Genomic DNA, 13003 nt, shown 5'->3' with positions numbered 1-13003 from the left:
TGGCACGGACGGGCGTGATCACAGTCCCACCCCACGCGGACAAAGGTTAATCGCAGGTAAATTCGTCGCTGTAACCTCTTGATATTTCACAGTCGACTTCCTGTCCACGCGTGGACACCCCATATCAAGGCGGGCCGCGACATGGCCGCGCTTGACCCCGCTCAAAATCCCCGGCACATCATCGCCATGACCAAACTTGCCCTCATCACCGGCGCCTCTCGCGGCCTTGGCTTTGCCCTCGCCGAGGCCCTCGCGCCCACCCATCACATCATCGCCGTGGCCCGCACCGTCGGCGGCCTCGAAGAATTGGATGACCGCATCCAATCCAAGGGCGGCAGCGCCACGCTGGCCCCGATGGACGTGACCGATCGCGACGCCATGGCCCATTTGTGTCGCTCGATCCATGACCGCTGGGGCGGCCTCGCCCTCTGGGCCCATACGGCGATCCACGCCAGCGCCCTGACCCCCGCGCCCCATATCGACCCCAAGGAATGGCGCAAGGCCCTGACCACCAATGCCGACGCCATGGGCCACCTGATCCCCTTCGTCGCGCCCCTTCTGGGCGAGACCGGCACGGCGCTGTTCTTTGATGATCCGGTGACGGGCCAGAAATTTTACGGTTACTACGGCACCACCAAGGCGGCACAGATCGCGCTGGCCCGCAGCTGGGCCGCCGAGACGGAACGCACCGGCCCGCGCGTTCATGTCCTCAGCCCGAACCCGATGGCCACCGCCACCCGTGCGCGGTTTCACCCCGGCGAGGACCGCGCCGCACTTGCCACGCCACAGGCCGAGGCCCTGCGCCTGCTCGCAGAGCTGGCCTGATCCGCACCACAACCTGAGTCTTTCAGGGCGCACCTCGCGCCCATCGGCGGAGCGTTGCTTGCCCCAAGCCCCCCCTTTGACTAGAGAGGGGCAAACCAGAACGGGCACACCCTCATGCGCATCCTCATCACCAACGACGACGGCATCAACGCGCCGGGTCTCAAGGTTCTTTCCGCCATCGCCGAAGACCTTGCCGGCCCCGAGGGCGAGGTCTGGACCGTAGCCCCCGCCTTTGAGCAATCCGGCGTGGCGCATTGTATCTCTTATACCCATCCGACCATGATCGCACAGCTTGGCCCGCGCAAATACGCGGCCGAGGGCAGCCCCGCCGATTGCGTGCTGGCCGGTCTGCATGACGTGCTCAAGGACAGCCCGCCGGATCTGGTTCTGTCGGGCGTGAACCGGGGCAACAACTCGGCCGAGAACGCGCTGTATTCCGGCACGCTGGGCGGCGCGATGGAGGCCGCCTTGCAAGGGCTGACCGCGATCGCTCTGTCGCAATATCTTGGCCCGGACAACGCCTTGGCTGATGACCCGTTTGAGGCCGCCGCCGTCCACGGGGCCGAAACCGTGCGCCAAATCCTGCGCGTGGACCCGGGCCGGATCGAGGGTTATCGCCGTTTCTACAACGTCAACTTTCCGCCGGTCTCCGCCGCAAGGGTCGAGGGCACAGTGGCCGCGCCGCAAGGGCTGCGCCGCAACACCCGCTTTACCGTGGAATCAACCCATTCGCCCTCTGGCCGCAGGTTTCTTTGGGTCCGCGGCGGCGATCAACGCGCCGAGACCGACACCGGCAGCGACGCCGACATGAACATCAAGGGCTGGATCACGGTCACGCCGATGCGCGCCGACCTGACCGACCATGCCGCGCTGAACGACCTGAAAGACGCCTTTTCATGAGCTTCGACGCCGAGGCCAAGATGCAGTTCCTCTTTGCGCTTCGGTCCAAAGGCGTCACAGACAAGGCTGTGCTCAACGCGATGGAACGCGTCGACCGGGGCCGGTTCATCCAAGGCTATTTTTCTGAACGCGCTTATGAGGACATGCCGCTGCCGATTTCCTGCGGTCAGACCATCTCACAGCCCTCTGTCGTCGGGTTGATGACGCAAGCGCTCAAGGTGGGGTCACGCGACAAGGTGCTGGAGGTTGGTACCGGGTCTGGCTATCAGGCGGCGATCCTGGCGCAGCTGGCGCGGCGGGTCTACACCGTCGACCGACACCGTCGCCTTGTGAACGCCGCGCGTACGGTGTTTGACGCACTTGAATTGACCAATATCACCGCCTTCACCGCCGACGGATCCTTTGGATTGCCCGATCAGGCACCGTTTGACCGCATAATTGTGACCGCAGCCGCCGAAGACCCGCCCGGCCCGCTCTTGGCGCAATTGAAGATTGGCGGTATCATGGTGGTGCCGGTGGGCCAGTCGGATGCCGTTCAAAGCCTGATCCGCGTGACGCGGACCGAACAAGGTTACGACTATGACGAAATGCGGCCCGTGCGCTTTGTGCCGCTGGTCGAAGGGCTCGGCAAGGACTGAAACGCCGGCGCGGCGTCCATAGCGCGCCACCAACCTGTGACGCCCTGGAGACAAGGGGTGCATGTGAGGATATCGAGATGACACTTGGCTTCCGCCCCATGACGGCCCTTGCCCTGATAACACTGATGTCGGCCTGTTCCGACGGAATGGATTTCGACCTGCGGGGCGGAATCGGAGGCGGAGTTGATACAACCGACGCCGCTCTCAAGGCGACGGCAACCCGCCCTGAACCCGACGACCGGGGCATCCTGTCCTATCCCAGCTATCAAGTCGCGATTGCCAAACGCGGCGACACGCTTGCCGATGTGGCCGCCCGGGTCGGCCTGCCCGCCGACGAACTGGGCAAGTACAACGGGATCAGACCAAGCGACGCGCTGCGCCGGGGCGAGATCGTCGCCCTGCCCCGTCGCGTGGCTGAACCGTCGATTGGCGCGGACGGGACCGGCCCGATTCGCTCGCCCTCGGGTGTGGATGTCACCACGCTGGCCTCCAACGCGATCGACAGAGCCCCGGACACCGCACGCCGCGACGGTGGCGCAACAGCGGGCGCAGAACCTGTTCGGCACAAGGTCGCACGGGGCGAGACCGCCTTTACCATCGCGCGACTGTACAACGTCTCGCCGCGCGCGCTGTCGGAATGGAACGCGCTGGACAAGGATTTCTCGATCCGAGAGGGCCAGTTCCTGCTGATCCCGGTCAGCACGCAAACCGACGCGCGCAGATTGGAACCGGCCACCACGCCGCCGGGCTCCGGGTCGCTGACCCCGGTGCCGCCCTCAGCAGCAACACCGTTGCCCGCCGAGACGCCAGAGCCGCGCACTGCGGCCAAACCCACTGCCAAACCGGACAAACCGGTGGCCGACATTGGCCAGTCCAAGACCACGACCGGCGGCAGCATGTCGATGCCTGTGACCGGGTCGATCATTCGCGAATACAACCCCGGCACCAATCCCGGCATCGACATCAGCGCCTCACCCGGCACCCCGGTGTCCGCCGCCGCCAGCGGATCGGTCATCAGCGTGTCCAAGAAAACCGATGGCGCCAGTTTTATCATCGTCCGTCACCCGGACAACGTGAACACCGTCTATCTGAACGTGGCCGATATTGGCGTAAATGTCGGGGATGCGGTCAGCCGGGGACAGCAGATCGGTCGCGTGGCGCCCGGCGATGTCGGCTTCCTGCATTTCGAGGTCCGCAAAGGGCTGGATAGCACGGACCCGATGAGCTATCTGCGCTGACCCTGTCAGCCTGTGGACAGAAAAAAACGCCCTGCTATGGCAGGGCGTTTTTTCGTTTCCACCTGATTGGTAATCAGACCAGCGCCACGCCTTTCCGTCCTGCCAGATCGGTAAAATACTGCCAAGCCACCCGGCCAGAGCGCGCGCCACGCGTCGCCTGCCATTCGACCGCCTCTGTCCGCAACTCTTCATCGCTGACCGTGACCCCGTAGGCGTCGCAATAGCCCCGGATCATGGCCAGGTAGTCGTCTTGCGAACAGGGGTGAAAGCCCAGCCACAGACCAAAGCGATCCGACAGAGACACCTTTTCCTCAACCGCCTCAGAGGGGCTGATCGCGGTAGAGCGTTCGTTTTCGATCATGTCGCGCGGCATCAGGTGGCGGCGGTTCGAGGTGGCATAGAACAGCACGTTCTCTGGCCGTCCCTCGATGCCACCATCCAGAACCGCCTTGAGGCTCTTGTAGTGTTCATCGTCATGGCTGAACGAAAGATCATCGCAGAACAGCACAAATCGCAGCGGCGCAGCACGTAGAACCGATAGCAGCCGCCCGACAGATCCCAGATCCTCGCGTTGCAGTTCCACCAGTTTCAGGTCGTGCCCCTGCGCGCGCACGGCGGCATGGACCGCCTTAACGATGCTGGATTTCCCCATGCCGCGTGCGCCCCAAAGCAGGGCGTTGTTTGCGGCATGTCCGCGTGCAAACTGCAGCGTGTTGTCCACCAGCGTGTCGCGCGCGCGGTCAATGCCAATCAGCAAGTCCAGTGCAACGCGATTGACCTGCGGAACCGGCACCAACCTGTCGGGATCGACATGCCAGACAAAGGCCTCTGCTCCCTCAAAGTCGGGGGCCGCTTGCGGCGCGGGCGACATCCGCTCCAGCGCCGCGGCGATACGTTTCAGCGCCGTGGCTTTTGGTCCTACAGATTTTCCGCTCATCGCCGCGCCTCTTCGTCGTCCTCGTCTTCGTCGAACTCATCCATCAGCGGATCATTTTCGGTGTCAGGCTCTTCTTCGAACCACAACCCCTGCGCGCGCAACTCGGCCTCGCGTTTTTTCTCGACCCGGCCCACAAGGAAAATCGACACTTCGTACAGTCCGTAAACCACGACAAACAGGATCAGCTGCGTGACCACATCCGGCGGAGTCACCACCGCCGCCAGCACAAGGATGGCCACCATGGCGTATTTGCGCACGCTGCCCAGCCCCTCGGCAGAAACCAGCCCGGCCTTGCCCATAAGCGTCAGCAAAACCGGCAGTTGGAAACACAGGCCAAAGGCCATGATGAACACCAGTGAGGTGCTCAGGCTTTCGTTCACCTTGCCGAAAAAGGTGATGCGCAGCCCCTGCACTGTCTCTGGCACAACAATTGCCGTCGCATCGGGCACGTCCACACTGCCCGAAAGCAGATCGGCAAAGATCGACGGTGCGTCGGCAAAACCAAGGAAAAACGCCATCGCCAGCGGTGTCACCACAAAATGGGCAAAGCTTGCACCGAGCAGGAACATCACCGGTGATGCGATGATGAAGGGCAAAAAGGCGTTCTTTTCCTTTTTGTAGAGACCCGGAGCCACAAAGCGCCACATCTGAAAGGCAATGACCGGGAACGCCAGCGCGAAGCCAAACACCATCGAGATGCGGAACACCACAAAGAGGTATTCCTGCGGGCTGGTGTATTGCAACGTCGGCGACGGGTCGCCCAGTGCGCGCAGCGTGTTTTCGATCGGGACAAGCAGAAATTGCAGGATATGTTCGGCGAGGAAATCGCCGCTGATCGGAATGAACAGAACGAAAATCCCGGCCAGCAATGCCAGCACGGAGCGGATCAACCGCGTGCGCAGTTCGGCCAGATGCTCGATCAGCGGGGCCGAGCTGTCCTCGATCTCATCTTGCGCGTCACTCATGCCTTGTCATTTCCTTCAGCGGCGGGCCCTTCGGTCGCCGGTTTTGGGGCGGCGTCCTCTGGGGCCGCCTGCATCGACGCCTCAAGCTCATCCGCCTTGCGCAGGGCCTCTTGCGCCTCACGCGCCTTGCGCTCTGCCGCTTTGCGGGCTGCGCCGGCCTCGATCTTTTTGCGGGCGTCTTCGCGTTCCTTGGCCAGCTTGCCAGTTTCGCTGTCAGGGTCGAAATTGGTCATGGATTTGGCGGCATCCTTGACGCCGTCCATCGCGCTGCTGACGGGGTTGGTGGCTGATTTGAACGTCTTGGCGACATCACGCACGCCAGTTTCATCCGCCGCGTCATTCATCGCACGGCTGAATTCGCGCGCCATTCCGCGCGCCTTGCCCATGAAACGACCCACGTTGCGAAAGAGCACCGGCAGGTCCTTGGGCCCGACAACGATCAGCGCAACGATGCCGATCACCAGCAGTTCGGCAAAGCCAAGATCGAACATAACAGCTTACGCCTTGTCTTTCTCGTCTTCCGGGGTGACGTCCTTGGCCTCATCGGCCTTTTTCTGTTCTTCCAGTTCTTCGGTGCTTTCGCTCACGCCTTTCTTGAAGGCGGTGATGCCTTTGCCCACTTCGCCCATCAGCGAAGAGATCTTGCCGCGACCAAACAGGACCAGCACGACAACTGCGATCAGCAGAAGGCCGGGAAGACCGATGTTTCCGATACCCATGATGTCTCTCCTAACGTCAGCGGCATCCCGTCCGGGGCCGCGTATCAATGCCACTGCCGTTGTCTATAGGGTCTCCTGCCCCCGGAAAAGCACCAAAGCGCCGCGATAGGCCACTCGTTTTGTCATGACCTTGTCAGTTGTCAGGTTTTTGTCAGTATGGTCTACGCACGGATGCCGAAAAAAGGTGCGAGATGAACCGTAAAGACCGGCTGTATGCCCTGACGCAACGCCTGCGCGACGGAAAACTGCACACCGCCGAGGCGATGGCGCAGGATCTTGGTGTGTCCGTGCGCACGATCTACCGCGACATGGAAACTTTGGCCGCGTCCGGTGTCCCGGTCGAGGGCGCGCGCGGCTATGGCTACACCGTTCAGGCGGCCATCACCCTGCCCCCGTTGAACCTGACCGAAGAGGAACTTGAGGCGCTGCACCTGGCCCTTGCCGCACTGGGCGCATCGACCCTGCCCGAGCAGGCCGCCAGCGCCCGCAGCCTCGCCGCCAAGATAGAGGCGGTCCTGCCAGAGGATTCCGGCCCCGCCCCTGCGCCATTCGGATTTGCCACCGACCGATTTGCCGAGGCGGCGCGCGGCTTTGTTCATATGCCGGCCATCCGCGCCGCGATCCGCGCGCGGCAAAGGCTGCGGATAGAGACCCGCGAGGCGGTGCATGTGCTGCGCCCTCTACATCTGGATTACTTTGGCCGAATCTGGACCTGTGTCGGCTGGAACGAAACAGAAGCGCGGTTTCTCAGCCTGCGGATCGACAGGATCGACAAGCTTACGCCCTTGCCCGGCCTTTTTGTCGATGAACCGGGCAAGACGCTCGCCGATTGGCGTAAACAGGCAGGATAGACGGGTTTGACACGCAAGTGACCCCGGCGCTGGGAGCGGGCACCGGGGTCTATCGGGACTGACGCGGCAATGGGTGGGACGTGGGGATGCGCCGCGGTTGGGACAGCCCGAAATCAGTATTTGTTGGTCGTGCCGCCAGAGTAGCCACCAGTGTACCCGCCGGTATGGCCACCTGTGTAGCCGCCTGTGTGGCCAGTGTTCTTCTTATAGCCGCCGTCATAGCCGCCATAGTAGCTGGTCTTGACGTCCTGATAGCCGCTCACGATGCAGGACCACGGCGCGCTCTGGTCGCCACCGATCTTGATGACTTCACGCGACAACGTAGAATATTTCTGGGTCGCGGTGGCGTAGGTCTGCACGCATTCCATGTGACCGATATAGGCGGTGTTCCAGTCGGCATAACCGTATGAATCATGCGCCGCCGTGGTCCAGGTCTGGATGGTCACGATCTTGGCGTGCTGTTGGGTCGGGCCATAGCCCATTGCGGTGATCTTGTCGCCCTGATCGGCGACAGCGCCGGTTGCGGTCAGCGCGAGGGCGGCGAATGCGATTTTGGCAAAGGTTTTCATGGGTCTGTTCCTTGGAAAATGAGGACGATCTGGGAAAAACGGGTCTTGGTCCATCCGGTGAGCGGCTTGATTGCCTTCGTTGCTCCGAACTTCGTAACTGAGACGCAAGATAGCCGCCGATTCTTGGCCGCATCAGTGAGGAAAACCACCACTGTGGATCAAGACATTGAAACAGCATGAAAGTTTCTTCACCCCGCCCAGTGAAACAACAAAAAGCCCCGCTTCCGGACAGGAAACGGGGCTAGATCTGTGATCAACGAAAAGGGGCGAGTCAGATCGACGCGCGATAGATCTTGTCGATGTTGGCCCCCAAGGCCGCGTTGAAATCCGCATCCGACATCTGCTTGCTCAACCCTTCGGTCAGCGCGCGGCTGAAAGAGGCAATCATCTTGGGCTGGCGCGCCAGACGTTCGCAGGCCTCATCGGTGGAATACCCGCCCGACAGCGCCACAACCCGGATCACGCGCGGATGATCCGCCAGATCGTTGTATAGTCCGTCCTCGGTCGGGATGGTCAGCTTGAGCATCACATCCTGCCCCTCGGCGAGCTGGTCCAGCTGCGCTGCAATTTCGGCCTTCAGGATGGTTTCGGCCTCGGCCTTGGTGGCAGAGTTGATGTCGACCTCAGGCTCCAGTATCGGGACAAGACCCGCCGCCAGAACCGTCATACCCAGTTCAAACTGTTGCGCCACAACCGCCTTGATGCCCGCCGCGTTGGCCTCATGGATGACAGAGCGTTCCTTGGTGCCGAAGATGCCAAATGCCGCGGCCTCTTTGAGGGTCTCCTCGATGCCCGGGATCGGCTTCATCATCTGCACGCCGTCTGCCTTGTCTTCCAGACCCTTGTCGATCTTGAGAAAGGGCACGATGCCCCTATCGTCCCATAGCGCCTGTGCGGTGGGTTTACCGTCAACCTCGGCGCGCATAGTGCGTTCAAACAGGATTGCGCCCAGCACCTTGGCGTTGGTGAAATCCGGCGCGGTGATGATGCGAGAGCGCATCTCGTGGATTTCGGCGTACATGGCGTCTTCGCCATCGTAGCTGTCCTCGGCTACACCGTAGAGCCGCAGCGCCTTGGGTGTAGAGCCGCCGGATTGGTCCAGTGCTGCGATAAAACCACCGCCCGTGCGCATCTGGTCGGCTTGTTTGGAAAATGTGGCTACGTCCTGTCCCATGAGACCCTCGTATGATGAGATGAAAGGCTTTTGCACTGTCGATACCGCAGGGGACCGGACCGGTATAGTGGGCGTCTGACCTGATAACGCTAACTGTGACGTGGAGGAGAGTGCTCGGCGAAAAAACGGATTACCGCCGGTCGATCCTCAACCAGATCCCGTCGCGCGCGCGCACTGTCAGATGCGCCTCCGGCATCGGCACCTTACCCGCCACCGGCGTGACGCGCAGGTCGCGCAGCAGCAGCGACAACAGCAGCACCCCTTCGACCATGGCGAATCCCGCCCCCGTGCAGACCCGCGGCCCGGCAGAGAACGGCATATAGGCCTCGCGCCCGCAGGTCTTGCCGTTTTCGGTCTGCCAGCGTCCGGGGTCAAACCCGTCCGGGTTGTCCCACAGCCCCTCATGCCGGTGCAGATGCCACGGGCTGAGCACCATCTGTGATCCCTTGGGGATGTCACGATCGCGGAACCGTTCCGGGCATGTCGCCTCACGCACCATCATCGGCACCGGCGGGTATAGCCGCAACGTCTCGCGGAACACATCGCGGCTGATCCGCAGTTTGGAGATGTCGGAAAACGCGCAGCTTCGGAGCGCCTGCGCCTCAGTCGCCACTTTGTCCTGCCATTCCGGATGCGTTGCCATCAGGTACAAGGCCCAGCCAAGCGCCGAGGCACTGGTTTCATGACCCGCAAGGAAAAAGATCGCGACCTGATCGACCATTTCCTCGGCAGTAAACCTTTGCCCCGTTTCAGGGTCGCGTGTGGTCATGATCTTGGTGGCCAGATCGTCAGGCGCGGCGCCTGCTTCTATTGCGGCCAGACGCGCCTCTGTCAGCCGGGTGATCAGGGTCCGGATGCGCCGTGCCGCCGCCTTGGTGTCCCGGCGAAAGAAACGGGGCATCCAGCGCGGGACCGGCAGAAAGGCGGCCAGGTTCAGAATCGGCTGCGTGCGCTGATAGGCGCGAAATTCGTGAAACACCTCTTGTGCCGTCTCATCCTCGATCGGGATGGAAAACAGCGTGCGAAAGATCACGTCCGCCGCCGCGTGGCTGGCGATCTCTTCAACCTCGACGTCCTGTCCTGCCTTGGTCGCCAGCCGGTCCAGCGCCGATTGCGCCGCCGCCCACATCGCAGGATAGGTTTCGCGCAGGCGTCCGCCCTCAAAGGCAGGGTCGATGATCCGCCGCTGCCGCTGCCATGCGGCGCCATTGGATAGGAACACCGAATTGCCCAGCAGCGGGCGCAACCCTTCGCTGATGCGGCCCGATTTGGGGAAATCCATCGGGCGCTCCTTCAGGACAGTCTTCACCAGATCGGGCTGGTTGAGCAGGAAGGACCGAAAAAACGGCGTGCGGAATTCTGCCATCTTGGCGCGGTACAGCCGCGCGGGTTGAGCCGACAGAATGTCCTGCCGGAACAGTTTGACATAGCGCCACAGCGAAACCCGATCAGGCCGCGCCGCCGGTTTCGGAGGGATCATGCCGCAATGCTCGTGTATTTTGACACCGGCACGTCAATCCGGCTGTTTGATGGTGGGCGGTCCGCATAGCGGGTGGCCAACGACAGCGGCCCGGCGGTGATGCGAAAATAGTCATAGTCCAGCGGCCGATCAAACGCGCAAAGATACTGGAAATGCAGGCGAAAGAACTTCCACCGCAGCGCCTTCCAGCGTTCGGGGGACAGGGACCGGGTGAACTGCGCCGAAAACACCAATGGCCAGCGTTTGTCGGCGGGTGCCACGCCAGAGACAGCCACCGGATCGCATAACGCAAAGGCACAGCCATCGCCCGGCGCAGTCACGTCGACCCATGTCAGCGCGTCTTGCGCACTCAAATATCGCAGATCGGCGCGCAAACGATGCGCGCCGCGCAAGAAGGACACCATGGGCACCACCTGCCCCAGACTAAGAAAGGCCAGTTTCGGCCCGTTCGCCGGAACGCGACCCGCGCGGATCAAGTCGGCAAGGATCGACACCGCCAGATGAGCGCCGGACGAATGTCCCACCACCAGCACCTCATCCACATCATCGGTCAACGCCTTGGCAATGATCTCACCAAAATCCGCCATCCGCGCCTCTAACTCTGGCGGATTGGCACCGTGATAGCGGGCGGAATAGGCATAATCGTGCATCAGGTAGTAGGCAAAAATCTTGCCGTCCTTCTTCTTGAACCAGCGCAGCAGAGCCCAGGTGGTGACCGCCCAGACCACGAGGCCCGCAACCGTCGCCGCCGACTCAAGACCCACCCCAAGCCATTCCGAAAAAGCCGCCGCAAGCCGGTTGATAACGACAAACCCGGCCCAACCCAGCACCAGCGCAAGGGTCAGTTGCAACAGCAGCATCCCAATCGGATAGAGCGCCGCAATTACTGGCCCTTTGCGCAGCAGCATCAACCGTCTCAGCGCGCCGGTGGCAATGTACTCCCAGGCGGTGCGGACCAGTTGCGCATAGGTCGCGAGGATCGAGGTGGACATGCTGTTGCGCACGATGTCGGACCAGACCAGAACCTCAATATCCGCCGTGACCGCCTGCCCGTCCATCGCGCTGACGACGTGCCAGCCATACAGACCACCCGTCTGCTTGGGGCTGAGGTCGATCTGATAGCCGGACACCTGCGCCTGCGCCGCGCCCTCCTTGCGGTAAAGTTCGCGGTAGCGGCGGGGATGAATCGGATCATAGCCGGGGATGTAGAACACCCTGCGCCGTGACACGTCCTGCGGTATTTCAGTCTGTCCAGCGCCCATCTTTCGCACCTCTTTGTTGCGATCAGGGTACGCCGGATTTTCGGCAAGAGTAAGGCGGCGTCCGGGCGTGCGCAGTTCCTGCAGGAACTGTCGTGCTGGCGACAGGCTGGGCCTGTCTTGTCGGCCCGACCGCGGCGTATTATCCCGCCTGGCTGGTCACGCGCATTGCCCCCTTGGCGGCGCTGCACGGGCTGCGCTGACCGCAGATCAACCCAGAGCGGCTAACGCCGGAAAGGTCTCTAACAGCCAGAAGGACAGCGACGAAAATCCGCCCGTCAGCATCAGCAGGCCAATGGTCCACAATAGCAGGCCCATGGCGCGCTCGATCTGTTCCATGTGCCGTTTCATCCAGCCCATGACCCCGGTCAGGCGCGGCAAGAAGGCCGCGACCAGCAGGAACGGCACCCCTAGCCCCACGGCATAGACCGCCAGCAACAATGTTCCACGCGCCACCGACGCCTCGGACGCGGCAAGGCTGAGGATCGCGCCCAGTTGCGGGCCGATGCAGGGCGTCCAGCCAAAGGCAAAGGCGAGCCCCAGAATATACGCGCCAAAGGCCGACCCGCCCTGATCCCCCGCATCCAGCCGCGCCTCACGGTCAAGAAAACCGATGCGGTAGACGCCGACAAAATGCGCGCCAAAGATCATCACGACGATCCCGGCGGCGGTGTTCAGCCAGTCCTGATACTGAAGAAAGGCGATCCCGACGGCGGAGGCGGCAAAGCCCATCAAAAGAAAGACAGTGGATAGCCCCAGCACAAAGAAGACGGCGGGCAGCATCGCCTTGTTCCGGCCACCGTCGCGGGTGCCAAGATCGGTCACGGAGACGCCGCTCATGTAGGCCAGATAGGGCGGCACCACCGGCAGCACACAGGGGCTGAGAAAGGAGATGACCCCGGCCAACAGCGCCACGAACATGGCGGGCAAGAGCGATGCGTCTATGATTTCGATTCCAAACATATTCGGGTCTTAGGCGAAAGCACGGGCGGCGTCACCTCGCAGCTGTGTCACATCCGCGTGCGCTGTGGTCGCGCTTTTCTTTGGCGGGGCAAGGGTCTACATCCGGACCATGACCCATGAACTTGACGCGCTCGGGCTGCTGTGCCCGCTTCCTGTCCTGAAGGCCCGCAAAAGGCTGCAGGGGCTGGCCTCTGGCGAGGTGTTGATCCTGCACACGGACGACCCTGCCGCCGTGGTGGATGTGCCGCATTTCTGTGCCGAGGCGGGGCATGATCTGGAGGGGCATGAGGAGGCGGGCAAAGCGATCATCTGGACGATCCGCAAGGGGTGAGCCGTATGGCTGTCCACGCGTGGACAGAAAGGTGACGTCGCGTCTTCAAGGACTTGCAGAAACAGATTTACACGTTGTTAGGAAATGCGCCGCTGGCAGAGACGCGAACGTCCCGTATGCGTCCGGCCCATTGATGTTGGCGGACGGCCACGGG

General features: G+C 62.3%; 15 protein-coding genes. 6 read left to right on the top strand and 9 right to left on the bottom strand.

From position 1 onward, the window contains the following. The first annotated feature begins 186 nt into the window (after nt 1–186). The 4 genes from ANTHELSMS3_RS13900 (at nt 187) to ANTHELSMS3_RS13885 (ending at nt 3601) form a co-directional block, all read left to right on the top strand. Entirely contained in the window at nt 187–825 is a 639-nt protein-coding gene (locus tag ANTHELSMS3_RS13900; protein ID WP_094037129.1) for an SDR family NAD(P)-dependent oxidoreductase, read from the top strand. Nucleotides 826–939: 114 nt separating this feature from the next. Then, nucleotides 940–1725, top strand: coding sequence for a 5'/3'-nucleotidase SurE (gene surE / locus ANTHELSMS3_RS13895; protein WP_094035391.1), 786 nt, complete (start codon nt 940–942; stop codon nt 1723–1725). Beyond that, nucleotides 1722–2363, top strand: coding sequence for a protein-L-isoaspartate(D-aspartate) O-methyltransferase (locus tag ANTHELSMS3_RS13890; RefSeq protein ID WP_094035390.1), 642 nt, complete (start codon nt 1722–1724; stop codon nt 2361–2363). Before surE ends, ANTHELSMS3_RS13890 begins: the two co-directional genes overlap by 4 nt. A gap of 77 nt (nt 2364–2440) precedes the next feature. Beyond that, a complete protein-coding gene (locus tag ANTHELSMS3_RS13885; RefSeq protein WP_094035389.1) occupies nt 2441–3601 on the top strand; it encodes a LysM peptidoglycan-binding domain-containing M23 family metallopeptidase in 1161 nt (386 codons plus the stop codon). A 73-nt stretch (nt 3602–3674) separates the two neighbouring features. Here the strand turns inward: ANTHELSMS3_RS13885 and ANTHELSMS3_RS13880 are convergent, their stop codons facing one another. From ANTHELSMS3_RS13880 to ANTHELSMS3_RS13865, 4 genes are read right to left on the bottom strand one after another with little or no spacing between them, the layout of a single operon-like run. Next, complete coding sequence (locus ANTHELSMS3_RS13880; RefSeq protein ID WP_094035388.1) at nt 3675–4538, bottom strand: ATP-binding protein; 864 nt, start codon at nt 4536–4538, stop codon at nt 3675–3677. Next, the gene (gene tatC, locus ANTHELSMS3_RS13875; RefSeq protein WP_094035387.1) at nt 4535–5503 is read right to left on the bottom strand and encodes a twin-arginine translocase subunit TatC; all 969 of its coding nucleotides are present in this window, start codon (nt 5501–5503) and stop codon (nt 4535–4537) included. The genes ANTHELSMS3_RS13880 and tatC overlap by 4 nt, the downstream gene beginning before the upstream one ends. Then, nucleotides 5500–5994, bottom strand: coding sequence for a Sec-independent protein translocase protein TatB (gene tatB / locus ANTHELSMS3_RS13870; protein WP_094035386.1), 495 nt, complete (start codon nt 5992–5994; stop codon nt 5500–5502). Before tatB ends, tatC begins: the two co-directional genes overlap by 4 nt. A gap of 6 nt (nt 5995–6000) precedes the next feature. Continuing rightward, nucleotides 6001–6222 (bottom strand): twin-arginine translocase TatA/TatE family subunit, encoded by a 222-nt coding sequence (locus tag ANTHELSMS3_RS13865; protein WP_089275886.1) that lies wholly within the window; start codon nt 6220–6222, stop codon nt 6001–6003. Between the two features lie 191 nt (nt 6223–6413). Between ANTHELSMS3_RS13865 and ANTHELSMS3_RS13860 the strand changes: the two genes are divergently transcribed. After that, nucleotides 6414–7073, top strand: a complete 660-nt coding sequence (locus ANTHELSMS3_RS13860) for a helix-turn-helix transcriptional regulator (protein WP_094035385.1) — start codon at nt 6414–6416, stop codon at nt 7071–7073. A 113-nt stretch (nt 7074–7186) separates the two neighbouring features. Here ANTHELSMS3_RS13860 and ANTHELSMS3_RS13855 read toward each other — a convergent pair whose 3' ends face one another. The 5 genes from ANTHELSMS3_RS13855 to ANTHELSMS3_RS13835 all read right to left on the bottom strand — a co-directional run bounded on the left by ANTHELSMS3_RS13855 (nt 7187) and on the right by ANTHELSMS3_RS13835 (nt 12518). Beyond that, the gene (locus ANTHELSMS3_RS13855; RefSeq protein ID WP_094035384.1) at nt 7187–7642 is read right to left on the bottom strand and encodes a hypothetical protein; all 456 of its coding nucleotides are present in this window, start codon (nt 7640–7642) and stop codon (nt 7187–7189) included. 271 nt (nt 7643–7913) lie between these two features. After that, nucleotides 7914–8816, bottom strand: coding sequence for a fructose bisphosphate aldolase (locus ANTHELSMS3_RS13850; protein ID WP_094035383.1), 903 nt, complete (start codon nt 8814–8816; stop codon nt 7914–7916). Nucleotides 8817–8946: 130 nt separating this feature from the next. Next, complete coding sequence (locus tag ANTHELSMS3_RS13845) at nt 8947–10296, bottom strand: cytochrome P450 (protein WP_094035382.1); 1350 nt, start codon at nt 10294–10296, stop codon at nt 8947–8949. Then, nucleotides 10293–11558 (bottom strand): hypothetical protein, encoded by a 1266-nt coding sequence (locus tag ANTHELSMS3_RS13840; RefSeq protein ID WP_094035381.1) that lies wholly within the window; start codon nt 11556–11558, stop codon nt 10293–10295. Before ANTHELSMS3_RS13840 ends, ANTHELSMS3_RS13845 begins: the two co-directional genes overlap by 4 nt. A 207-nt stretch (nt 11559–11765) precedes the next feature. Then, entirely contained in the window at nt 11766–12518 is a 753-nt protein-coding gene (locus ANTHELSMS3_RS13835) for a cytochrome c biogenesis CcdA family protein (RefSeq protein WP_094035380.1), read from the bottom strand. A 109-nt stretch (nt 12519–12627) separates the two neighbouring features. Here ANTHELSMS3_RS13835 and ANTHELSMS3_RS13830 point away from each other — a divergent pair, with 109 nt between their 5' ends. Further along, complete coding sequence (locus ANTHELSMS3_RS13830) at nt 12628–12849, top strand: sulfurtransferase TusA family protein (RefSeq protein WP_094035379.1); 222 nt, start codon at nt 12628–12630, stop codon at nt 12847–12849. The last annotated feature ends 154 nt before the right edge of the window (nt 12850–13003 follow it).

The sequence above is a fragment of the Antarctobacter heliothermus genome (genome assembly GCF_002237555.1).
Lineage (GTDB): Bacteria > Pseudomonadota > Alphaproteobacteria > Rhodobacterales > Rhodobacteraceae > Antarctobacter > Antarctobacter heliothermus_B.
The sequence above is the reverse complement of the archived record's forward strand: the minus strand, read 5'-3'. Positions and strand labels throughout refer to the sequence as shown.

Excerpts from the sequence above, each read along its gene's own strand:
- ANTHELSMS3_RS13890 (WP_094035390.1), top strand. The coding sequence starts at position 1,722 with ATGAGCTTCGACGCCGAGGCCAAGATGCAGTTCCTCTTTGCGCTTCGG.
- ANTHELSMS3_RS13830 (WP_094035379.1), top strand. The coding sequence starts at position 12,628 with ATGACCCATGAACTTGACGCGCTCGGGCTGCTGTGCCCGCTTCCTGTC.
- ANTHELSMS3_RS13900 (WP_094037129.1), top strand. The coding sequence starts at position 187 with ATGACCAAACTTGCCCTCATCACCGGCGCCTCTCGCGGCCTTGGCTTT.
- tatB (WP_094035386.1), bottom strand. The coding sequence starts at position 5,994 with ATGTTCGATCTTGGCTTTGCCGAACTGCTGGTGATCGGCATCGTTGCG.
- ANTHELSMS3_RS13840 (WP_094035381.1), bottom strand. The coding sequence starts at position 11,558 with ATGGGCGCTGGACAGACTGAAATACCGCAGGACGTGTCACGGCGCAGG.
- ANTHELSMS3_RS13835 (WP_094035380.1), bottom strand. The coding sequence starts at position 12,518 with ATGTTTGGAATCGAAATCATAGACGCATCGCTCTTGCCCGCCATGTTC.
- ANTHELSMS3_RS13880 (WP_094035388.1), bottom strand. The coding sequence starts at position 4,538 with ATGAGCGGAAAATCTGTAGGACCAAAAGCCACGGCGCTGAAACGTATC.
- ANTHELSMS3_RS13865 (WP_089275886.1), bottom strand. The coding sequence starts at position 6,222 with ATGGGTATCGGAAACATCGGTCTTCCCGGCCTTCTGCTGATCGCAGTT.
- ANTHELSMS3_RS13885 (WP_094035389.1), top strand. The coding sequence starts at position 2,441 with ATGACACTTGGCTTCCGCCCCATGACGGCCCTTGCCCTGATAACACTG.
- surE (WP_094035391.1), top strand. The coding sequence starts at position 940 with ATGCGCATCCTCATCACCAACGACGACGGCATCAACGCGCCGGGTCTC.
- ANTHELSMS3_RS13850 (WP_094035383.1), bottom strand. The coding sequence starts at position 8,816 with ATGGGACAGGACGTAGCCACATTTTCCAAACAAGCCGACCAGATGCGC.
- ANTHELSMS3_RS13845 (WP_094035382.1), bottom strand. The coding sequence starts at position 10,296 with ATGATCCCTCCGAAACCGGCGGCGCGGCCTGATCGGGTTTCGCTGTGG.
- ANTHELSMS3_RS13855 (WP_094035384.1), bottom strand. The coding sequence starts at position 7,642 with ATGAAAACCTTTGCCAAAATCGCATTCGCCGCCCTCGCGCTGACCGCA.
- ANTHELSMS3_RS13860 (WP_094035385.1), top strand. The coding sequence starts at position 6,414 with ATGAACCGTAAAGACCGGCTGTATGCCCTGACGCAACGCCTGCGCGAC.
- tatC (WP_094035387.1), bottom strand. The coding sequence starts at position 5,503 with ATGAGTGACGCGCAAGATGAGATCGAGGACAGCTCGGCCCCGCTGATC.